Source organism: Candidatus Acidiferrales bacterium, assembly GCA_035515795.1.
GTDB lineage: Bacteria > Bacteroidota > Ignavibacteria > Kryptoniales > JAKASW01 > JAKASW01.
This window is the reverse complement of record DATJAY010000037.1, coordinates 1-22,395: the sequence shown is the minus strand read 5'-3', so window position 1 is coordinate 22,395 and position 22,395 is coordinate 1. Positions and strand designations below refer to the sequence as shown.

Genomic DNA, 22,395 nt, shown 5'->3' with positions numbered 1-22,395 from the left:
AAATCCGGGTTTATCTGTGAAGCCCGCACCGCTGCCAGTTCCGTTTCCTATTCCGTCGCCATTTCCGCCGCCCGATCCTCCGCCGTTTTGCGATGCGCCGCTATAACCCCTCACCGTGTCGAAGTAAATCGGATTGCGATGAATTCCCACTATGTCGTTCATGCCCGGTCCCTGCAGAGACCGTGGTACCATGGACGCTTGCGGGTCGATAGTATTTTTTGTTGACGATATGACCGGTTTGCCAAAAGCTGATCCGGCATTTGCCCTGACTGTTCCTTCCCCGCCGCCGGATCCCCGGACATCCATCCCCGAACTTTTTGTCCCGATTATCTTCAATTCAATGACTTGATAATCTGTGTTCACCGGTGGAAGGAGTTTTTCTACGTCGGGCGGTTTCGTATAGACAGGCTCGAGCAAGAAAAGGAGAAAAATCAGCATGGCATGGATCGCGAGTGCAATCGCCATACCGCTGAAGAAGTTCTTAGAATAAATCCGTTTCAGTTCATATTGACGAAAGTAATATGAACCTGCGACACTTCCACGCATCCGTGATAATACATCATGATACATGTACGAACGATTCTCATTGAACCGGTACGACCCAGACATCCGTTCCGACTTTTCTCTTCATGTCCTCTGTCGCGGCAATCGCGCGAATCTTCGTATCGTAGGAACCGACGCAGACCTTAAACCAAGTTCCTTCGTTGGGAACTTCCCCGGCAAAAACAAAAGCATCTAATCCTTGATTCTTCAATTTTGTCGCGTACTTATCGGCCAACGGTTTGGCCTTGAATGCCGACACCTGTATCGCAAATGTTCCCGGCGTAGCACTCGTCGTGGGAGCAGCAACCTCCGACGTTGAAGTCGTACTGCTGGTGCTGCTCGGTACTGTCGGTGGAGGTGTTGATTCGGCAACGACCGAGATCGTGTGTTTCTTATGCAGGAAATTCATTTTCAAATAGCCATACTTATTCAACAGATACAATCCGCCGCCAACACCTGCGATGATAACAACAACAAGAGCGATCCAGAGAAGCTTTAAGCCACCAGACGGCGAGTCGATAAATATATCATCGACATTTGGATCGTCGAAATTAGGCTGTTGCGACCTTTGTTGCGGCTTGTCGCCGGTTGGTTGGTCCTGAAAATTCATTCCCATTACTCGTTCCTCCTTATTTTGTTTGACATTTCGATACTAAAAGTGCAAAAAATTCCGGTCGTATTCAACCGCATTTTTCATTAGTTGGATATACATCACATCCATGTTAGTTGTACCCGCATCTTCATAAAATCTTACTGTTTATTCCGATGAAAAGTCCAATCGGAAATTCTTGATAACCCTGCCAGATATCATACTTCTGGTCCAGGACATTCTTCACGTCGGCGAATATCTCGACCGGCAACTGAGCGACTTTCAAATTGTAAGCCAGGTGAAAATTCAGCAGCCACGCCGGGCTGATTTTATTCTTCAAAGCAAGATCGGAATAGCGAGCAGACAGGATAAAGATCGAAGCTCTGAGATTGAATTGCGGGTTAATCTGGTAAATCGCACCGACGGTCAAATCAAACGGGGCGAGATTCGGAATCGAAGTCAGGGAGTCTGCCGTGCCGATTCGTGAATTCAAAGTTGCATCCGCGCCGAATTTATCCTTCTTGTATTGTACCGACACGGAAGCGGTAAAAATAGTCGCCTTGTTTGCGTAGAGAAGCTGATTGTCCGCATGGCTTGTATCGGCCCCTATGAATGCCGATGGAAAAGTCACAAAGATCGGATAAAATCTTGAAGCGGAAATATTAAGTTTCGGCGACACTGAAATCTCATCGTTCACGATCCAATCGCCGCCGAAAGTAAAATTCGCATAGTCCTGGGAATTCCTCAGCGGAAAATTCATCTCAACATATCTGTTCCCATTTAAGAAAGTAGAAAGGCTTGAGTTCTCAACGTCGCCGAAGAACCTTGCGGAAAGCGAAACTTCGTTGTTCACTTTGTACGTTCCGCGCAGGTCAGGATATATCTTCGCGATTCCGTTGCCGGAGTCATCAGCGTATTGAAAATAGTTTAAGGCAACAGCATAAGAAAAATCGCCAATATTGTTTCCATACTCGGCACCCAAAGTGAGCTTATAAAACGACTGATCGATCGGAGATAGCGGTGAAGTTGTATTGTGATTTCCAAAACGAAGCGAGCCGTCAAGGTTAATGCTGCCGGATTGCAGCTGAAGCATGGAATTGAGTTTTAAGTCGGCAACTGATTGCGCGGCCTTCTCAAAATCCTGAACGGAGAACCTGTCGAAACTTAGTCCCGCACCAAGCGGAAAATTCCCAAAGTTCATATCGGAACGAAGTACTAAGTCAAATCCGTTTGTAGTTCTCAGCAGATTTGTAATTCCGGTTCCATACAGGAAAAAGCTCGCGCGCGAATAACCGATTTCGGCAGAGTTGGTTGTCTTCGCACTTTCGTCAAGCTCTATGTCCCCGCCGGCCCCCGCCTGCACCGAAACATCGCGCCGCATCGTCTGCGGTGTATAGCCGGAAGTGTAGTTTCCCCCAAGGCTTCCGTTCAAGCGGGTGCCGCCGATCCCGCCGCAGCCCGACAGCAAGTATGAAGTAGTCGCATAGCTCCCCGTCGACACGTGCGCGAACAGACTCCCGGCTTGAAAGTTCGAACTCTGCAGGCTCAAAGATCGGTTTACAGGTATCTCCATGATCAAGCCTGCCAGGGCTTTGTTCTGAAAATATAAAGAATCGATCCGGGTCGATTCTTTGTTGAACTGTGCCATGTTATTCCCGGCCTTCCCAGTGATCACGAACTCCGGCACATTCACTTTCGGGAGCGAAGTGTCCGGTTTAAAAACCGTCTCCGGCGGCGTAACTTGCGACCTCGCAATTCCCGCGAAAGTAAACACAATCGAAATGACCGATCCGATTTTCACCTTGATGCAACCAGTTTAGGAACGTTTGATCCGCGATGGCAGGTAAAACAGGTTACCTTTTCCGTCTGAGGACCAACCAAATAGTTCCTGTCAATGTTTGAGACCATGCTGATCATGACGCGGGCGGTTCTCTTCTGAATTTTTTCATCGCTGGCAAAATTGTCCGTGTTATGGCAGAAATCGCATTTGACGCCGAGGGCCTCCGTAAATCCACGCATCACGCTCAACAGTTGATCGCGCGAATGGATGCCGTGCAGAACCTTGAGATTATCGCCGAAAGAGTTGCTCGAGTCCGGCGACAAGATCTGATCCGTAACGAAATCTGCAAACTTCGGCTTTAAGTCGGGAACCTTGTTGAGATTTGAAGATACGATTAATGCCAGAACTATTACGGCAATAAGAATTCCATAGAATACCATCGTCTTGTTCAATTGAATCTTCTCCTACTCCGATCTCATCTGTTTGAGTTTTTCTCTTGCCAGTTTCGTGTATGAGTCCTCTGTCCTGTCCCTGACGAACTCCTGAAGCAACGTTCTTGCTTCCCTTTTGTTTCCGAACTTCATCAGACAATCTGCATGTTCAATCTGGGACTTCGCGACGATGTCCGAGAAACTGGCAAACACGTACTTCACCCGAAGGAAGGAAAGAACTGCATTTGTGCTATCGCCGTCACCGCAATAATACTCGGCTACCCTCAATTGCGCCTGTGCTCCGATCAAATCATCATGGGTTTTCGCCACTGAACTTGCGAGGGAAACAGCGTCCACGGTGCGTCCTTTGCTGAAATATACCGCACTCAACATCAACTTTGCTTTTGCTCTTTCTTCATCGTTTGAGGTGTCGGCAGTTGTAACCTTCGAAAGGATCAATTCCGCTTTCGAAGTATCGCCCCTGTCAAGATAAAACTTGCCGAGTTCCACCTGTGCGGCGACTCCATAAACATCTTGGGCATATGACGCCTCCGTCAGGAGCTTTTCTGACTCGGAATAACCTTTTTCCGAGCTATAAAGTTCGGCCAGTTTAACTTCTCCTGCGGTCGTGTATTCGTCGCCAGGGCGCTTCGCAATCAGGTCCGAAAGAACGCCCGTTGCGGCTTTTGTCTTTCCAAGATCGATTTCAACGAGAGCAAGGTTGTAAAGCGCAGCACCGGATAGAGAGCTTCTCGGGAACTTGACGATGAACTCCTTTAGGTCGTGTTCGGCTTCGGGGTATTGCTTCTCGTTCAAAGCATACTCAATCTTTTTGTAATAGATTTTGTCGACGTTCGGTAGCTGCGGGTGATCGCGCACAAAATTATCTATGACTTTTTCCGCTTCTTTAGGTTTGCCGAGAACAGTCAGGCAATATTGCATCCCTACGAGCGCATTACCTACAAACTCGCTTGATGGATATTTCGAGAGCAGCTCACTGTAACACATCAGCGCTTGCTGATACTCCGCCGAATTGTAATAGGAGTCTCCCTTGCTGTAAAGTGCCCTGATTGCGGTAAGACTGCTCGGATAATTTGCCGTCACTTTATCAAACTCGCCTATGGCCTGCGAATACTGTTTTTGTGAAAAGTAGACCCAACCGATTGCATACTGCGCATCCGGTGCAAGCGGCGAGTGAGGATACTTGTCGAGAAGTGCACGGAACATTTCTATCGATGCATCGAATTTCCCGAGCCAGTAATCCGATTCACCGCTCTGGTACAGTGCATACGCAGCGGTAGAATCGTCTTGTCCGCTCGATTCTGTCGAAAATCTTGAGGCGGCATCCTTATAAACCCCGAGAGCCTTTTCGTAATCCTTGCCATAATAATAACAGTCGCCAAGCCTGAGAAATGCTTCTGGCGATAACAGCGAGTTCGGGTACGCCGCGATAAATTTCTGAAAGGCACCGGCGGCGGCAAGAAAGTTCCCTAAGAAATAATTTGAATATCCGACGCCGAGAACGGCCGCACCGGCATGAATGCCTGCAGAGTAAATCTGCGAATAATCCAAGTAACACGACAACGACGATTTGAAATCTTTTGCCCGGTAGAAGGATTCACCGGCCATGTAAAGAGCCTCCGACCTATCGCTATCGGATGCTGCAAGCCTTTGGGCAGCAAGAAAAATCTGAGCGGCGCCTTTATAATCTCCACTCGCGTACAGGGCTGAAGCGTAATCGAAATGAGCTTCCAATAAATCGCTGCCCTGGAGTTTCAGGATCGAATTGGCGAAATAGTTTTTCGCATCGCGATAATCTCCAGCGGCGGATGAAGAAATTGCTGCATTCTTCATTGCCTCGCCATAGAGCGAAGTATCTTTTGCCGCGAGCAAAAAGGACTCTGCACTCTTCCCGTATGATCTAGATTTGAAGTACAGCTTTCCCATCTCGTATTGAGCTTCGGCAATCTCATCCGAAGACCTTCTTGACTTGGTCAACGCAACTAAGACTATTTCAGCAGTATCCGACGAACCGGATTTCTCATACGCTCGCGCGGTTTCCAGCTGTGATTCGAAATAAAGCGGATCACCATGCGGCACCCCACTGAGAACTCTCAATGCCTCGCGGGCACGCGTGGGAGTTGCGACTAAAAGTTTGGAAAGGAGCACTCTGACTTCCGAAGAATGTTCTCCTGATGGAAATTCATTCAGATAGTTCGAGTAACCGGAAATCGCGCTGTCGCTCCTCCCGATTTTTTCATCTGCCCGTCCCTCATAATATAAGGCAGGCTCGATCACCTGGCTTTCTGATGAAAGTGAAGCGGCTTCGGCAAATTCGGAAATGGCAGATTTGTAGTCGGTGAGAAAGAAATCGCACTCGCCCATCTTTTCGCCTGCGTCTGCTTTCAGCTTCGTGTTAGGATAGGCAGACAGCATTTCGGCAAACCTGCTCTTGCTTTTTTCGAATTCCCCCAGCTTTCCGAACGACCAGGCCGAGCCGTACATCGCATAGTCCGCAATTCCTGATTCCTTGTAGCCTTCGTACGAAAGCTCGAAATATTTCACTGCATTGTTGTAGTCTTCTTTCCCGGCGAAAAGCTGGCCGAGTTTATACGCTGCTTCTCCGTTCAAATCTTGGCCGTTCTCCCTTGACAAGATTTCCTTCAGAATTTTTTCGGCCCGGTCAAATTTGCCGAGCTGGAGCCAGACTTCGCCTACTCTCAATTGGGATCGGACATAATAAGTTGAATTCGGATAATCGTCCAAAATTTTCTGGTACTCGCTCAGCGCACTGTCATACATCCTTTTTTGGAAGAGGCATTCACCGGAAAGAAAAGTTATCTCTTCAGCATGGCGTGTTGTGGGATAATTCTTGAGAAAGGACTTGAACTGCTGAAGCGCGAGATCGTACTGAGCGTCACGATAGAGGCCGACGGCGAAAGAATAGTCCTGCTGCTCCGTCACGCTTGTCACTTGAGAAGAAGCGACGGAATAGAGGGCAAAAAGCAGAATAATTGAAGCAACTCTCTCGATCGCTCTCATTTCAGGAATTTATAGATTCACAATGAGTTAATCAAGTTCATTTGTTAGTTTACTTGAAGTTGACCACAAATTTTAGAAAAATCGCATGTGTAATCACTGCGGACCATGCCCCAAACAGCATAATTTGCACGGATTCGAACGCGATCCACCATCCTAAAGAGCTTAAAAAGCATGGATGCCGGCCGTGGATGATGTCGGTTCAAAATGGATAGTGCAACATTCACTGACTCATCCTTAACCTTTCCTTGATTGCCGTCCCGAATGGACCCCTGAGGAACGGCACCACCCTGAGCCTTTTCCTGACAAAAATCCAGGACCAGCGTTTGCGAAGTTGAAGCCTCAATTCCACAGAAAAAATCTCCGGGCATTCCTCCTGGCTGAAACAACTGCCGTCGTGCGTACTAGGAAAAGTTTTTTGTATATTGTTGGACAGTGATTACGTACAACCAAAAGCAACTTCGAGATATCGCATTCGCTTCCGCAAAAGAATGGCTTCTGACAGACGGTGAGGGAGGATTCGCGTGCAGTACGGTTTCCTTCATGAACACGAGACGTCAGCACTCGCTTCTCACGATCTCGCTGAATCCACCTCTCAGGCGATTGACGCTTCTCAACAAAGTTGATGAAGAAATCATCATCAATGGCAAATCTTTTTTCCTGGGGACAAACCGTTATCCGAATACGATCTTTCCCGAGGGGTATAAGCTACTAAGCAAATTCACCTTCGACTATTTTCCTCAGGCGACGTACGATCTATCGGGCTGCCAGATTACGAAGAGCGTGTTGATGCCAAAAAGATCGAACGCGGTCTTCATCCATTACGAAAATCATTCCAAAGAAGTAATGGTGCTCCGCCTTCTTCCTCTGGTCGGATTCAGATCGAAAGACTCGACAAGGAAATTCGGCGAGACCTTTTTGACCGACGAACTGCCCGACGGGATTCGCATTATTGCCGATATGAGTCTCCCCAGACTTTACGTGAAACTTTCTCAAATATACAGTACGAGTCCCGAATCACATTGGTATTACAATTTCATTTATCCACATGATTCCAATTTGGACAAAGAGAGCGGCGAAGATCTGTTCAATATGGGTTATTGGGAAACGGAATTGGAGCCGGGGAAAGGAACAACTCTTGCTGCCTCGACACGCGACCTCGGCGAATTTAATTACGACGAGATCATGGCACGCTATATCGAAGCCGCAGATAGAATCAGATCGTCATGCGGCCTTCCGAAAAAATATTCTTATCTGGGGAACTCGTCTTTCAATCACATTGTAAAGAACAACGCGCTGAGGACATCTACCGTTATCGACGGCTATCCCTACGGTGGATTGAATATTCCGGAGACCCTCATCGCATTGGACGGGGTTTCTTATACGTCTGAATCCTCCAACTTTGACCGGGAATTCCTGCATGAATTAGCTTCCAACGAAATGAACGGTGAGCTTCCCTCTTCCGTCGACGAAGATACATTTCACATTAACTACGACAATCCTCTGACAATTCTCTATTTCGGTTTCGCACTTGCCAGGATCGTTGAGAAGGAGAGAAGTTCAGAACACGCGCGCCGATACCTTCCTTTACTCGAAGCGGGAATCGACATAATCACGACGGGCATTTTGGGCCAAACAGCATCGGCTGAACAGGTCCGCCCAGGAAAGGGATCGCACCTTATAAACCTCGGGACAAACAATTCCGACGGTGTACCATGGTCGGTGAGAAACGCTTTCATCAATGCGCTGTGGTACAATTTGTTGAAAATGGTCGACGATACGAAATCCGTTATCGTGTCCTCCGCATCCTACTCCGAGATCATATCCGAAATAGCAGCCGCATATTACGGGACTTATTTTGAGAGGGATGGACGTTACAAAAGTGCCGCAGGGAAAGACGTGCTAAACTTTGAGATGGCAGTGCCGCTTATCGTGCCGCATTCTCCCCTCGATGAGGAAGAGAAAACAAAGATATGCCGGCTCCTGGTGTCAAAATTTTCGGAATCGTACGGTAATAGAGACGCTCACAAATCGCCGCGCCATGCATGCAACTTAGCTGCGATTTACCTATTGGAAGCGAGCCGCCAGCTCAAAGGCTGCGAGAGAGAGGTGGGAAACATGAAGTGGTTTGTCGAGAAATTGTTTGGTATGGAGGATTTTACCAACTGCCTCGATGGATTACCAAAGTGTGGGAACGGCACATCAGCGCTTGCTCAGGATATTTCTTCTTCCTTGGTAACCGCGGAGGCGATCCGGTTGATAAAGAAGTTGAAACTCAGGTAGAAAAAAACAGATTCCCCATCCCCAGCATCAGTTTACCTTAGCACCTAAGAAATCACCGGAAGGCAAGATCTTATAAGAATTGGTTATGTCCACGGAACTTTTCAACATCGCCGTCACAGGACAATATTTGTTCTGCGACAAATCTATCGCACGTTCGATATCCGGCGCCGGCAAATTTTCTCCGTAGAATACGTATTCAATATGAATCTTCGTATAAACCTGCGGATGTTCTTCGGCAACCTGGGCTTTCAGTCTCACCTCAAAGCCCGCCGGCTTAACGCGTTTCTTCTGGAGGATTGAAATGACGTCGCTGCCAGTACATGCCCCGAGTGAAATGAGGATCAGTTCCTTCGGCCTGATTGCCGCGTTGCTTCCACCGAATTCAGGTGGTCCGTCGACGTTCACCCAATGCCCGGATTCGGCCATCCCGACAAACGTCAATCCTTTGACTTGTCTTACTACCGCGGATTTTTCCGACATAAAGGCTCCTTTTGACTTTACGATCCACATAAGATAAGCCGGATTTGGAGAATTCCAACGCAAGATTTCACCGCTCAGCAGCGGGCATTTTGAAAATTATTCCACGGCTGCTAACTTAACTGCGCCGCGCCTGTAGCTCAATTGGATAGAGCATCAGACTACGGATCTGGCGGTTGGGGGTTCGAATCCCTCCAGGCGCACTAATTTCGCGGGTTTTTTTTCGTTTTCGTTCGTACTGTGGTAAAATTGTGGGGAAAAACAGAAAGGATTTTCGAGCATCATGGTACGACCATGATTAGAAATAGATACACCGTGAAGTAAGGGATGGTGGCTTTAATTGACTGGCACAACCTGGTGGGCGATGACAACTCATTTACTAATCTGGTCTTCCAAAATATTGTTGGAGCTTGTGCCGAAGTTTGGTTCTATACTCGGGTGTCAACGATAGGATTCTATCATTTAGTTTTGCTCTAAGCACTTCTGCTTTTACCGAATACGTCACACTGAAATCTACGATAGATTCTTCCAAATTGTCTGACAATGGCAACCAAAAATATTCAAAGACCTTATATAAATCCTTTAGATTCTCTCTTCGGTTTTTGTTAGTCACGACGGTAATCGGCTTTACCGCCGCCACTGTCAAAAACGGTTTCCTATCTATATCACACGAATGCGAAATTATAGCCACATTAGTTAAGAGAGCGTCTGTCAATAAAGCTTCCTTGCCTAAAAAAAATGCATCCTGCAGATCACTCGGTTCATAGATCGCTTTGATTGGGATATTCTTTCCACCCGAAAAAGTCGTCGGCAAAAGAGGATCGGGTGGATTTCTGACAATATAAACTTGCTCGGTGGGAACAGGCAGAATGAAATTTCTTATTACATCACCCTGCCATAACTGTATTGGATCAGGATCGGCCTCATAGTACATGGGCCATTAGATGGATTGCCCTTTCAACTCTTCTATAATAGCGCTGGGTTTTGTGAAAGGCTGATACTCATATTCCTGTTCGCCCTCAGACGAAAGTTCAAAAATTACTGACGATTTTATCGTGCTGTACTCGATCCTTGTCAAGAGCCGCATGTCGGCGCTCGTACCATCAAGCATCGGATTCCTCATGACCTGAAACCGAGTCGGTACAATCGTTGGAATCAAATTCTGCTGCTCACTCATATTTCGCTCCTTTGTTTAACTTATATTACTGAACCAATTCGGAACTAAACTAATTCCCATTTAAACGATGGTTGTTGAACTTGTCCGTTGGGATGAATGACAATCGTTGATTTTCCCTCATAATTTAAATCCGTGGACTGGGCAATGCTTCGAGTGGCGGTGACAGTCACCGCATTCGGAGCGTTGCGCTTGAGTTCTTCTTGAAGATCAAATGGAGTTTCAAGTTGCAGGTCGGACTCCACAATTGTGTACATATTTTCCATTAACTCATTGGTCTTCTCATCTGCAAACTCGATCATTGAACCTAACCCGATCTTATTTTTCGCTTCCGAGCGCCCAATTAAATGCATGTGCGCAAAGGTTTTCTCTGTTAGATTAGAAACAACATTTTTGATTTGGGTATCACTAAGACGATTTTTTGACCGCAACTTTAGCAAGTCTGTAGCCAACTTCAGAATTAGCGAATGAGTCCTATTTATGTTACCAAGAACTTTTGGATCTATTCTGCCTAAGGCTTTCAGGATCTCAATTTTTCCTGCTCTGTCTTTTAGTCCAATCTTTTCCCGGGCGAATTCTATGAACTTGAGTATGTCTTCGATACTAATCTGCTCGATTTTCCCTTCTGGTGTCTGAAACGTACCTTGGGGATCAATCGCACTCAGATTTGAGAACGGGCACATCACAATTCTGTCTGAACCCAAGCTTACAAGAGTAGCTGCACTGAGTGCTTTCCGTAATACAATCACCTCAAGCTCTTTTGCAAATCCTCGAAGGAGATTGACCAATGGCCACGGCGTAAAAAGATCACCACCAGCACTGTAGATAATTAATGATATTTTTTTACTTTGGCTCATTTTCCCAACTAACTTCTGTGTCAGGGGAATAATGTCCATCGCAATGAGAGTGCCAAACAGCTGTATTGGCTGCCGATCTCCCAAGACAAATAGGATTGCTCTTGATTTCCTTCGTTTTTCGAACCCCTTTAAGAGTTCGATTCTCTCTTCTTTAGCCATTGGTTATTCGATGTCCCTGCAACCATCAAAGCTAACACAAAGCTCCTGAACAAGTCAAGTTAAAAATTCACAATGTTACCTCAAATGTCCATTCGACTAATCCAAAGTACAACGGGGGTACACCCTTGACTTTTTTATTCCATAACATATATTGCTACTATGGTACGAGAGCATCAGATTTCGCAGTTACTAAGATCTGAGGTTAAAAAATCATGGGATGCAACTGCCAACAGAATTATCCTTCGAATTTGCTCAGAGAAGCCGTTTATTCAGGTGAACGATCAAAACAGGGATGAACACCAGATGAAAAATTGTGGGAAAATTGTGGGGAAAATCTCAACGCTTATGATCGAAAAACGTGCAATTGGACGTTTTAAAAGCACTTACGAAAGATTACAGTAATGAAACGAATGAAATCAGCGAATCTAAACGAATTAAAGCGTATATTTTCGAGCGAGCCACAGACTACGGATCTGAGGGTTGGGGGTTCGAATCCCTCCAGGCGCACAAATTCGCGGGTTTTGAAATTGTTGGGTACCTTTTTGGTCCTTTTTCAGTGTCGAATATATTACAAGATGGCACACGCTTTCAAACAAACGCGCTAAGAATGTAACCAGATTTCGATACGTGACTATCCACTCTGTTATAAAAGTCAAGACTTGAATCATGTAGCGAGGCCCCCAAGAAACGATTTATACTGTCAAGAACAAGACTAGAAGCTGAGCACTAATGCGGCCACCAGACCCTGAATCTTTTGACCGACTTTTGCCAAAGAGACAGTGCCCAATTTCAATTAGTATTGAGCGCTTCCCTTTTTTCATCTCAGCAGAAATTACGCTTTTTCTGCGAACATTGACAACGTTTCGGTTACTCTTCTACACAGTGGTACCGGCTGGGGGAATGATTCCGTTTCAGAGGAATTCTCACAATCCGTTCCGATAGATTTCTCCCGAACACCTCTGCAGTGGCCATTGCAGCAACCGGATTCTTAGTTCACAAATCACTGTCGTCAAAGCCCGACAGAATTTGAAAATGATATCAAAGATTTCCTTTAAAGGAGTTATGTTGTGCGTATGAGAAGAAGAACCGCACTGATAAACGGTAGAGTCGTAACTGCCCGAACGGTAATCGACAAGGGCACCCTGCTCCTCGAAGAAGGAAGAATAGAAAGGATTTTCGATAAGCCACCCGAGTTACCCGAAGGCAGTGTGGAGATAATAGATTGTTCAGGTAAAATCGTTATGCCTGGTTTCATTGATCTTCACACTCATGGAGGAATCGGTTGCGATTTTGCCGACGGCGAAGAAATCCTGCCTGCTCTTTCAAATTATTACTTTAGCCACGGCGTAACTTCACTTCTTGCCACATTGTCCCCATTACCTTATTCTCTGTTGAAGCCTGCCGTAGAACGTATAGCAAACTACTGTATTGATAAAAAGGGTAATACAAACATCTATGGACTTCACCTGGAAGGTCCATATATCAACAAAGAAATGTGCGGTGGAAATCAGCGAGACTATGTTGAAGCTCCAAACATCGACGAATGGTCGAAGGTTCGTGAGACAGGCAAAGGACTGATCAAACTCATGACGTTAGCCCCGGAGTTGCCTGGAGTATTGCCGATAATCAAAGATTCAATAACCAACGGAATCATCATTTCAATTGGTCATTCCAAAGCAAGCGGCGACATAATGGTACAAATGATTTCGATGGGAGCGAAACAGGTGACTCACCTTTTCAACAGCATGCCTCAGCTCCATCACCGCGAGGACGGAATTTTACTTGAGACGCTGCTGTCGGAAAAAATCGACGCACAGATTATCGCAGACGGAATCCACGTCCATCCGAAAGCCATCGAGATGGCAATAAGACTGAAGACACCAGATCACATACTCCTTATCACAGATTCAACGCGTGCCACACAGGTGGGCGACGGAGAATACGTTTCCGCCGGAAGAAAAGTTGTCGTCAAAGGCGGAGCGGTACGTTCAGAAGATGGCGCTCTAGCCGGAAGCACTCTTGTCATGGAAAAAGGTCTCGCGTACTTATCGCGTACCGTAGGAATAGACCTCGTGGAAGCATCGAAAATGACATCTCTAACTGCAGCGCGTTCACTGGGAATTGAAAAAGTAACTGGAAGTGTTGAAGAAGGAAAACGCGCCGATCTTGTAGTTCTTGACGACGAGTTCAATGTCAACCTGACAATGTTGGGTGGAGAGATCAAATACACATCTTGAAATTGCCTCCACTAAAGTTCTCGTCTATCTAAAAAGCACTGACCCGTCCTTCATTTTGTCAAAACGAGGACTTTGCCAGTTGCAGTTCACATCCAGACCATTCCTCTGAGAACTATTTTTCATCAGCCTTAAACAGAACCCACGGCTCCGACGGCCGGTCTTTGATCAGTCCAGTCATCCAGTCATATTGTGGATGTTCATTCAGGAATTTGTCCGCGCTGAATGCCGCGCCGCATGCCGATCCCCATCTCGCGCAGATCGTCATTTGCTTCGCCATTTTCGCATCTACCGCCTTACCGTCGAGGGTACCCCATGGAGAGAACGGGTCATCGGTCGCAGGATTCGACTCAAGATCGCAATGTCCACAAAGTGTGCGGCCATCCGGATTGTCCTTATTCAAATAGGTGTCGTAGTGATCTGCCTCGAATTTTTCCGCAAGGTCGACGTTTATTTTTCCGGCGTATTCCTTCATCAACTGTTTCCATCTCACCCTGCGCGCCACCGACGAATGCATAATGTCCGTTTCATCCTGCTTGGTTTCAAATCTTAGCACCTTCAGATTCTCGGCGACGTTTGAGCCGATAAAATAGCCGTCTTTCTTTCTTTCGAACCCGACATATTTCAGCCCGAGTTCCAGTCTTGCTATCTCGTTTGTGTTGATATCACCAAGAAGCCAGGCATTCGCATACCCACCATTATTTCCCTCCTTCATCATCGCGCACCACTGGTCAATATTATCTGCGTATTGTGTGGCATGTCTCATGCGTGAGAACTCCGGTGTCGCATTTGGATCGAATCCTGAAAACGCACCTATCGTAGTCTCAGAACCAACTAGTCCTGCGTCTGTGATAAAGAAATCGGTTCCACTATGGATGAATCCGGGGAAAGACTGCATCAAAATATGATGCCCCTTTTCCGGGGCAATATCAAGGATGACATTGCAGAGTGGTTCCTCATAGCCGCCCATGGTATTATGTCCCAGGACAATTTTCCCGTCCGCTGTCATACTCCCTGTAGCAATGAAGGAACTGCATGACTCCCTGTCAGGTGTCGGCGAATTTATTTTCAGGGAGTCTTTCACTTCCGGCCACCAATAGTCCATCATCTCCATGTACCCATTCAGCGCGACGATCTCGTTAGTCGTCGTTGAATCGCCCGCCGCATTCATTCCTTCAACGATACCGTTCATCTCAGACAAGTCTTCCGTATCAACTTTCGGCGTGAGAATCTCACCGCATTCCCTGACGTACCAGGCCCACGTCATTGCGCTTTGATATTCCCACTTTTTCTTTAGAACGCGCAGGGACTCTTTGATTTGATCCGAAAGAAGATATCCGTGCTGAAACCCGCGCTCTTCCGGAGAACCTTCTATGTGAAGATAGACCCAGCCCGATTTCGTATGCCTGTTTGCCTTCGCGAGCCACGATTGTTGATCCGCGGTAAGCGGGGTTTTAGTCCAGACAACCGGCCGAATTGCTTCGATGGCCGCCGTCGACAGAAAAACCAGTACCGAGTAAAAAACGAATCTATATCTCATCGCAATCTCCCGTATTTTCCTTTCCTCTTGAACTTTTGATCCTGACATTAATCGCATTCTAATCCTCTAAGGTGCTAACGAGCCCGCATCAAAAAATCAAAACGAGAAATATCTATTCAAAAAAGGTCAATGACTAAACGATCGAAGCGCCGGCTTGAAATCACCAATCCTACTTTCTCATCTCGTCGTAATACAAAGCCGCAGCACCAAGTATCGCCACATTCTCAATTTCCGAAACCTCTATCCTGATATTTTTAAGAGATTTCGGGTAAGCAAAATTCCTGATTGCATCATACATGGCATCTTTAAAAAAATCGAAGGATTTGCATACGGAACCGCCGAGAACGATGATCTCAGGATCGACCGAGTACATGACAAGTTTCAGAGCATCGCCAAGGTTAGCGCCAAATATCGAGAAGACATCGATGGCTTCTCGGTCTCCGTCTGCCGCCCTCTTGAAAAAGTCTTCACCAGGAGTATGATACTCATTTGTGAAAAACTGGCCGCTGCAATAATACTCATAGTTCTTGTCTTTGTACGGGACACAACCAAATTCACCGGCGCCACAATTGGTCCCCGCGTAAAGCTTATCTTTTATCACGATGCCCGCACCCAATCCGGTCCCAACAATAAGCCCGACAACGTTTTGGTATCCTTTTCCCTTTCCGAAGTATTTTTCGCCAACGGCAAAACAGTTTGCATCATTGTTCACGTATACCGGCACGTCAAACTTCTCCTCCAAGAGAGACTTCAGCGGCACTTCCTTCCACGAAGGGATATTCGCAACGTCGTACACGATTCCTCTTTCAATGTCTACAACACTCGGCACACCGATGCCTATTCCCACGATTTTGCTCGGGAAGAATCGTCGTATGAGGTCAGCTATCTCGTCAACAACCTCACCCGCATTGTCAGACTTGTTCAGAGGCTGGGACTCAACTCTAACCAGCGAATCGTCTTCGACCAACCCGGCTCTGACATTTGTCCCGCCAAGGTCTATGCCTAAAATCTGCATCGAGCGTCCGCTCTGATTCTTGCTAACATAGAAAGCCTTTTCAATTTGTAGCTACCGATTCTCTCCTGATCTTTCTTTTCGCGAATATAGTCTCGTTGGTAACGATAGGTCTTGCCCAGATTCCGATGCTGAAGATATATCCCAGCGTCAGATAGATTACACACATCCCGATCCTCAGACCAAACAAGTCTCCCAGCCATCCTATTATCACCTGGATTACCGCACCGCCGATAATTGCCGTGCAGAGTATTCCGGCGAATGAACCATGATGGCTGCTTACGGAATTAAGTGCCAACGAGAACACGATAGACCACATGACTGACAAAGAGAATCCCACCATCGGGAAAGCGTACAATGCAGCCGGCCCCGTCCCGAACAAGGCAACAGACAGAAAGGTTGCAGCCAGGATGACGGCGACCGACAGAATTCGCCTGCTATCAAAAAGCTTGAGTAGCATCAACCCGACCAGGCAGCCAACGGACATCATCCCCCAAAACCAGCCGACCGTCGATGCCCCTACCTCCAGCGGATCATAATTGTGGTAGGTGTAAAGAAACTTTGAAAGCCAGTAGGAGACTCCTTGTTCAGTTCCGACATAAGTAAAAATCCCTACGAAATAAAGTATAACCGTCCTCTGCCTGAATAGCCCCCTGTGAGTCTCCCAGGTTCCAGCTCTTTCGTCCTCTTTTCTCTCTACATGCGGAAAAGGAGAAAACAGGACTATCAAAATCATCAACAGGAAAATCATGGCGAAAACCCAATAAAGAGATGTCCATGAAATATTCCTGGGTACCAGCTTCGAGAAGAGCAGTTTCACTGCATTTGAACCATCCGGCTGTTCGAGACCAGTGATCAAATATGTCAGGAACATTGGTGCGATGAACGATGCACCGCCGAATATCAATTGTGCCATTACAGAATTAAAGGCGAAATGTTCCTCACCTCCGGAAACCCTCAGAAGCGGATTGATCGCTACCTGCAGCATTGCCATGCCTGTTCCCATGAGAAATAACGACACAAGAAAAATGACGTATTGCGGGAAGATCGAAAAGAGCAAAGCTCCAATAAATGCCAGGACAAACGCTAAAACCATCGTCGTCTTTTCCTTGTACCTCTCGACAAGCATACCCGATGGAATCGACATCACCCCGTAAGCCGCAAAAAAGGCAAACGGCAATAATCCCGATAACGTCAAACTTAAATTGAAACTCTTTATAACATCCGGATTAAGAGCGCCCAGAATGTTCGTGATGAACGATATCACAAAAAAAGTAAGGAAGATCAAACCCACGATATAATAGTTTCTCTTCATCTTATTCCCGTTTATTTCCTGAACTCCTTTGACATCACTGGTCGATGTTCCATCCCGAAACTTCGAGTCGGGGTGACTCACCTTTGAGATCTGCTGCATGAAAATGCCCGTGCACTGTTCTGGTCTCTCCGGGAAGCAGGCTAATATAGTTTTCATCCCAGAAAACCGGCAAAACAATATCCTCCGTATTTCCGCTTTTAACTGAAAGATAAGCCATAAAAGCAAGCCTGTCAGTCGGATTGTGGATCGTCGCAGTGACAAGATAATCTTCTCCACGCCTTACAAATTTTCCCGTCGTTTCTAATTTTATTTCCGGGAGTCTGTTAAGTTCCGTCAGATCAGCATAAGAGCTTTGAGTGACATACCACGACGACTCCTTCTCATGTATGCTATCGGTCACGGTTGAGAGCGCATACATGTTTGAACTGACAACTTCTTTGCCGCGGTAAAGATGCAAGCTCAGGAAATAAGTTGGTGTGACGGAATCATTCTTGGGAAAAGCAATAACCTCGTCAGCAGCATTCGCAGGAATATCGACGGTCATCTGACGAAAGAACATTTTCCTCATATTAAAGTCCAACAATTCGATCCTCAATGTCAATCCGTTGGCGGGCCTAAGGGTCGAGTTTACGACTACCACTCCACGATCTGCGGGATTATACTCGACGTGGATAGGCTCACATGCCTTTTGGGCTCCGTAGAATGCTCCCGTTGGATTGAGATAATAGTCATACAATTGCCACCACATCTTTGGCCAAGCGGCATTGTACATCCACTGAATTACACCGGTAGATTTGAATTTGTCCGCTCCAAATGCTTCAAACATTGCCCGCATCGCCTCATAATTTGTAAACTGCGCTTTCCTTTCGTAATCTTCCAGGTCCATTGGCTTTCCGAGTCTGGCATCGATGGCGTTATTGTAAATTTCTAAGTTATGAAACCTACCTCTTGCGCAATGGTAGTACCACTCATCGTTGATCGGCCACAATGAATCGGGAGATAACATTTTCTTCAACGATTCAATCCTCGGTACTTGCGGACCGGGACCGCTCTCGGTATTGAATCCGAATGCCCCACCATACGAAGTATCAACAAACCAGTAGACCGGCGGCACATAGTCATAAGGACCGCGCATTTTAACTGCGGAAGGCCCGGTTAAGGTACTCGTGTGCTCAGCAGCAGAAGAAAGAAACGGTCGCGTGGTGTCATACTGGCTCAAGACTTCTCTATATTTTGATTCAAGGTCGGGACTCGGAAATTTATCGCTTCCATAGAGCCAGAGGAATATGCTAGGATGATTTCTAAGCCATCTTATTTGATCTTTGAAAGACCTCGCGGCGGCGACCATATCTTTAGGAGAAATTATGCAGCCGTATTGGTCTTCGGCATCCCCGCCGAAAATATTCTTCCATTCCCATTGACAACTGATTCCAACCATGATGAGTATTCCCTTTTCATCACAAAGGTTGTAGATGTCACTACCTTCGCCCCAAAAGCCTTCCATCCTGATGGCATTCAAGTGCATGTTTACAGCATAATCAGTCTGCGCTTCGAGGTTCTGTTCATTCTGGTCAAGGAAAATATGATCCACCCAACCTCCTCCGCGGATCAGGATTTTCTTGCCGTTCAGTTTGTAGCCTCTAAAGCCGTAAGGATTGATGTAATCGTTAACCTGTCTTATCCCGAACTTGAAGTCGTTGAAATCTGTTACAACTCGTTCATTGTGATCTTGTCCCGTTTTGAATTCCAAATGGATCGTGTAAAGGTTCGGTATTCCAAGATCGTGTGTCCACCACAGCCTCGGGTCCTTTATAATGAGCTGACGAAAATTTTCCGGCGGAAAAACCAGCACTCTTTTTTCATGCGGATGCAAAGAGACTGGTTGTGAAATCGAGATTGATTCAATTCTCCCGGTTAATACTCCATTTATATCATGGTCTGCCATGTTTATTAGCTCTGCGGAAACCGTAAGCTCTGCTTCCTTCAGAGTCGCAGTATCCACCTTGGACGCAACAAACGGATGGTCGATCGAAACATTGCCGCTTAAATGAACCTCCACCGGCCTCCATAGACCCATATCATGGTCCGGCGGCGCGGGACTCCAGTCGACAAAGCCGAGGGTAAGCGAACCGGGCTCCGGTCTGAATATTTCCACAGCCAACACATTCATACCACCGAAGTGCACGTCTTCTGTAACATCGAAGTCGAACTGCCTGAATCCTCCGTAGACCGAATCCCCGCTCGCAATCAACTTACCGTTAAGCCAGATATTGGCTTTATAATTGAGCCCCAGGAACTTGAGGGTGACGTGATTGAAATTGTCCGCTTTCCTCGGAAGAGGGAAACTTGTCCTGTACCACCATGATCTACTGAACAGTGAATCCGGTATAGCGCTGAGATTTCGTCCTTGAAATGGATTCTTAAAGATCCCATCGTTCACCAAAGTTCCGAGAACCGTCGATGGGACGACGGCCTTGTGCCATCCTTCAGTCACAAAAGAATCAGCGGAAATATTTTCCCCGGAAACGTTCAAATACTTGCTTGATTGGATCAGCCAATGATCACTCAAAGTAATTACCCGCTTAGGGGAATTTATCGCGGCGTTCGTCACGGCCGTAAACATGACGACGGCAAGAAAAATTGAATACAAAACTTTCATCTTTCACCCTTACTAATGATGCCGGCATTGAAGGTGGCTACCCTCGAGTCGTGAAAGCCTTATTGCTTCAGCAACATCTATATATCCACCTGGCAAGTTATATGCGGGATTAAAGAAAAACAAATCCGAGTTCCTGACCACGCAGGTACCGCGACTCCCCATTGATCTACGAGTTTGAAAGCTTTTGTCATTATATTTATGCTTAGTTTTGAAATTGATTTTTTTAAGAATTCAGAGATAGACCTATGTTCAAAGACCATCCCAGAGGATTGTTCGTGCTTTTCTTTACCGAGATGTGGGAAAGATTCGGGTTCTATACAGTACTTGCAATTTTTGTTTTATACCTGCAGGAAAATTTCCATTGGGATCCCGCAACGATCGGAAACATTTACGGTTTATTTATCGCGGCGACTTTCTTTCTACCCCTGTTCGGTGGCATGGTCAGCGACAGATTGTTAGGATATGGGAGAACAATTGTTTTGGGTGCAGCAACTTCCTGTGCAGGCTACGCTCTGTTAGCCATTCCGACAGCAAAGCCAGCGCTTCTTTTCACCGCACTGTCCATCATCGCTATCGGAAATGGCTTGTTCAAACCAAATACGTATGTCATCGTTGGGAACCTCTACTCTCAAAAAGACGGCTCGTTGAAAGACGCGGCGTTCAATATTTTTTATATGGGGATAAATTTAGGTGCGTTCCTCGGTCCGATCGCAGCAGCCTCGACGAAGAATTTTATGCTGACTCATTTTCATACGTCACTCTCTCACGCATACAACGCAGCATTCGGAGTCTGTGCGTTGGGACTCCTCGTCAGCATCGCGATTTTCTTGTCGTTTAGGAAATATTACAAAGATGCCGACTACAGGACGAAAGATGCCGGCGCTCCAAAAGAAGAACTCATACTAACAAGATCTCAGGAAAAAGAACGCATCACTTCTCTGCTCATTATCTTTGTCATAATAATCTTCTTCTGGATGGCCTACTACCAGAACGGGTTTACAATGACGTTGTTCGCCAAGAATTATACCACGACCACGGTGGACAGAATCACTTACTTGTTGTTCGACCCGATTTCACTTCTTGCCATCATGGCACTGATTCTTTCGGGCTTTCAGTTGTCAGCGGTTAGCTACCAGTCCTCGACTAAATCGCGAACAACATCTACGGTCATCATGGCTGCATCGGCCGCCATCATTTTAACAAAGCTCCTGACCTTTTCATTTTCTAATCCCATATCCCCTGAAAGTTTTCAATCGTTCAACCCTTTGTTCATATTATTTCTCACGCCGGTGATCATCGGAATATTTGCATGGCTCAACAAAAAACACAAGGAGCCTTCTTCACCCGGTAAGATCGGACTGGGAATGGTCATTACTGCACTCGCGTTCAGTATAATGATCGCCGCTTCGATTGGACTTCCCATGCCCGGCAACGCGGCATCTTTTTCGCGTGTCGGTCCTTATTGGCTGATCTCTTCTTACTTCGTAATAACGCTGGCCGAATTGTTTCTAAGCCCGATGGGCATATCGTTTGTCTCGAAGGTCGCGCCGCCAAGAATGAAAGGAATGATGATGGGAGGATGGTTCGCTGGACAGGCGATAGGAAGCTACCTTGCGGGATTCGTCGGACGATTCTATGTCCAGATGCAGTTGTGGCAGTTCTTTCTGATTTTAGTTTTTGCGGCAATCATTTCGGCAATTCTTATTCTGGTCTTCCTGAAGAAACTGCGTCACGCAACCGACGCCTAATGCTATCGAATGCCTATTGCTGAAGACTGCTCATCATCTGCAAGTGCCTTGATCACCGCATCGTGTATGTCGACACGTGCCGCTGCAATTTTCAGGTCCTTCCGAGTGGGACAAACTCTATTAGTGAAAAGAATTACGAACAGATTTCTAACCGGGTCAACCCAGATTGACGTTCCGGTGAAACCTGTGTGACCGAATGAGTTCGGAGAGAACAAGTGACCAGCGCTCGAATAGTGAGGTGAGGGTGCCTTCGTGTCCCATCCCAGCGCACGAGTGCTCAGATCAGATTGCTTCCGGGTCCATAAGGCAATAGTCGAATCCTGCAAATACCGTCTTCCGTCGTAAACACCATGATTCAATATCAACTGCAGATAGACGGCAATGTCATCAGCTGTCGAAAACAACCCCGCATGACCGGCAACGCCTCCGAGTGAACGCGAATTCTCGTCGTGCACAACTCCTCTGAGTAAACCTCCTGCAGCGGAGTCATACTCGGTCGGGGCACAATTCTGAACGAGTGATGCCGGCGGTGTGAACATCGTGCGAGTCATTCCG

General features: G+C 46.6%; 17 protein-coding genes and 1 tRNA gene. 4 read left to right on the top strand and 14 right to left on the bottom strand.

All coding sequences use genetic code 11. The features are described from left to right. The 5 genes from VLX91_15765 to VLX91_15745 all read right to left on the bottom strand — a co-directional run. A partial coding sequence (locus VLX91_15765; GenBank protein ID HUI31665.1) for a hypothetical protein occupies positions 1-609 on the bottom strand: 609 nt, incomplete at its 3' end. Then, a complete protein-coding gene (locus tag VLX91_15760) occupies positions 584-1,159 on the bottom strand; it encodes an SPOR domain-containing protein (GenBank protein ID HUI31664.1) in 576 nt (191 codons plus the stop codon). The genes VLX91_15765 and VLX91_15760, both read right to left, overlap by 26 nt. A gap of 124 nt (positions 1,160-1,283) precedes the next feature. Continuing rightward, positions 1,284-2,933, bottom strand: a complete 1,650-nt coding sequence (locus VLX91_15755; GenBank protein ID HUI31663.1) for a hypothetical protein — start codon at positions 2,931-2,933, stop codon at positions 1,284-1,286. Beyond that, positions 2,930-3,364 (bottom strand): c-type cytochrome, encoded by a 435-nt coding sequence (locus VLX91_15750; protein HUI31662.1) that lies wholly within the window; start codon positions 3,362-3,364, stop codon positions 2,930-2,932. The genes VLX91_15755 and VLX91_15750 overlap by 4 nt, the downstream gene beginning before the upstream one ends. Before the next feature lie 12 nt (positions 3,365-3,376). Next, the gene (locus tag VLX91_15745; protein ID HUI31661.1) at positions 3,377-6,385 is read right to left on the bottom strand and encodes a tetratricopeptide repeat protein; all 3,009 of its coding nucleotides are present in this window, start codon (positions 6,383-6,385) and stop codon (positions 3,377-3,379) included. Positions 6,386-6,817: 432 nt separating this feature from the next. Between VLX91_15745 and VLX91_15740 the strand changes: the two genes are divergently transcribed. Continuing rightward, positions 6,818-8,665, top strand: coding sequence for a glycogen debranching enzyme N-terminal domain-containing protein (locus VLX91_15740; GenBank protein ID HUI31660.1), 1,848 nt, complete (start codon positions 6,818-6,820; stop codon positions 8,663-8,665). Between the two features lie 27 nt (positions 8,666-8,692). On the opposite strand, the gene VLX91_15735 is transcribed toward VLX91_15740, so the two are convergent. Next, entirely contained in the window at positions 8,693-9,145 is a 453-nt protein-coding gene (locus tag VLX91_15735) for an OsmC family protein (protein ID HUI31659.1), read from the bottom strand. A gap of 126 nt (positions 9,146-9,271) precedes the next feature. Here VLX91_15735 and VLX91_15730 point away from each other — a divergent pair. Continuing rightward, positions 9,272-9,345 (top strand) — tRNA-Arg (locus VLX91_15730). A 176-nt stretch (positions 9,346-9,521) separates the two neighbouring features. On the opposite strand, the gene VLX91_15725 is transcribed toward VLX91_15730, so the two are convergent. From VLX91_15725 to VLX91_15715, 3 genes are read right to left on the bottom strand one after another with little or no spacing between them, the layout of a single operon-like run. Beyond that, positions 9,522-10,076 (bottom strand): hypothetical protein, encoded by a 555-nt coding sequence (locus VLX91_15725; protein ID HUI31658.1) that lies wholly within the window; start codon positions 10,074-10,076, stop codon positions 9,522-9,524. 6 nt (positions 10,077-10,082) lie between these two features. Beyond that, the gene (locus VLX91_15720; protein HUI31657.1) at positions 10,083-10,319 is read right to left on the bottom strand and encodes a hypothetical protein; all 237 of its coding nucleotides are present in this window, start codon (positions 10,317-10,319) and stop codon (positions 10,083-10,085) included. A gap of 44 nt (positions 10,320-10,363) precedes the next feature. Then, positions 10,364-11,332, bottom strand: coding sequence for a hypothetical protein (locus VLX91_15715; GenBank protein ID HUI31656.1), 969 nt, complete (start codon positions 11,330-11,332; stop codon positions 10,364-10,366). 1,073 nt (positions 11,333-12,405) lie between these two features. Here VLX91_15715 and nagA point away from each other — a divergent pair. Further along, complete coding sequence (gene nagA, locus VLX91_15710; protein ID HUI31655.1) at positions 12,406-13,569, top strand: N-acetylglucosamine-6-phosphate deacetylase; 1,164 nt, start codon at positions 12,406-12,408, stop codon at positions 13,567-13,569. 112 nt (positions 13,570-13,681) lie between these two features. Here nagA and VLX91_15705 read toward each other — a convergent pair whose 3' ends face one another. The 4 genes from VLX91_15705 to VLX91_15690 form a co-directional block, all read right to left on the bottom strand. Continuing rightward, entirely contained in the window at positions 13,682-15,106 is a 1,425-nt protein-coding gene (locus VLX91_15705; GenBank protein ID HUI31654.1) for a C45 family peptidase, read from the bottom strand. 169 nt (positions 15,107-15,275) lie between these two features. Next, entirely contained in the window at positions 15,276-16,121 is an 846-nt protein-coding gene (locus tag VLX91_15700) for an ROK family protein (GenBank protein HUI31653.1), read from the bottom strand. Positions 16,122-16,161: 40 nt separating this feature from the next. Then, positions 16,162-17,433, bottom strand: coding sequence for a sugar MFS transporter (locus VLX91_15695; protein ID HUI31652.1), 1,272 nt, complete (start codon positions 17,431-17,433; stop codon positions 16,162-16,164). A gap of 34 nt (positions 17,434-17,467) precedes the next feature. Then, positions 17,468-20,092 (bottom strand): glycoside hydrolase family 2 TIM barrel-domain containing protein, encoded by a 2,625-nt coding sequence (locus tag VLX91_15690; protein HUI31651.1) that lies wholly within the window; start codon positions 20,090-20,092, stop codon positions 17,468-17,470. 245 nt (positions 20,093-20,337) lie between these two features. Here VLX91_15690 and VLX91_15685 point away from each other — a divergent pair, with 245 nt between their 5' ends. After that, complete coding sequence (locus VLX91_15685) at positions 20,338-21,840, top strand: peptide MFS transporter (protein ID HUI31650.1); 1,503 nt, start codon at positions 20,338-20,340, stop codon at positions 21,838-21,840. Between the two features lie 2 nt (positions 21,841-21,842). On the opposite strand, the gene VLX91_15680 is transcribed toward VLX91_15685, so the two are convergent. After that, positions 21,843-22,395 (bottom strand): serine hydrolase (locus VLX91_15680; GenBank protein ID HUI31649.1); only part of this gene is annotated, 553 nt, incomplete at its 5' end.

Bases quoted from the DNA above. Each gene is read 5' to 3' on its own strand.
- VLX91_15760 (HUI31664.1), bottom strand. From the start codon at position 1,159: ATGGGAATGAATTTTCAGGACCAACCAACCGGCGACAAGCCGCAACAA.
- VLX91_15715 (HUI31656.1), bottom strand. From the start codon at position 11,332: ATGGCTAAAGAAGAGAGAATCGAACTCTTAAAGGGGTTCGAAAAACGA.
- nagA (HUI31655.1), top strand. From the start codon at position 12,406: ATGAGAAGAAGAACCGCACTGATAAACGGTAGAGTCGTAACTGCCCGA.
- VLX91_15735 (HUI31659.1), bottom strand. From the start codon at position 9,145: ATGTCGGAAAAATCCGCGGTAGTAAGACAAGTCAAAGGATTGACGTTT.
- VLX91_15745 (HUI31661.1), bottom strand. From the start codon at position 6,385: ATGAGAGCGATCGAGAGAGTTGCTTCAATTATTCTGCTTTTTGCCCTC.
- VLX91_15695 (HUI31652.1), bottom strand. From the start codon at position 17,433: ATGAAGAGAAACTATTATATCGTGGGTTTGATCTTCCTTACTTTTTTT.
- VLX91_15720 (HUI31657.1), bottom strand. From the start codon at position 10,319: ATGAGTGAGCAGCAGAATTTGATTCCAACGATTGTACCGACTCGGTTT.
- VLX91_15725 (HUI31658.1), bottom strand. From the start codon at position 10,076: ATGTACTATGAGGCCGATCCTGATCCAATACAGTTATGGCAGGGTGAT.
- VLX91_15700 (HUI31653.1), bottom strand. From the start codon at position 16,121: ATGCAGATTTTAGGCATAGACCTTGGCGGGACAAATGTCAGAGCCGGG.
- VLX91_15705 (HUI31654.1), bottom strand. From the start codon at position 15,106: ATGAGATATAGATTCGTTTTTTACTCGGTACTGGTTTTTCTGTCGACG.
- VLX91_15685 (HUI31650.1), top strand. From the start codon at position 20,338: ATGTTCAAAGACCATCCCAGAGGATTGTTCGTGCTTTTCTTTACCGAG.
- VLX91_15690 (HUI31651.1), bottom strand. From the start codon at position 20,092: ATGAAAGTTTTGTATTCAATTTTTCTTGCCGTCGTCATGTTTACGGCC.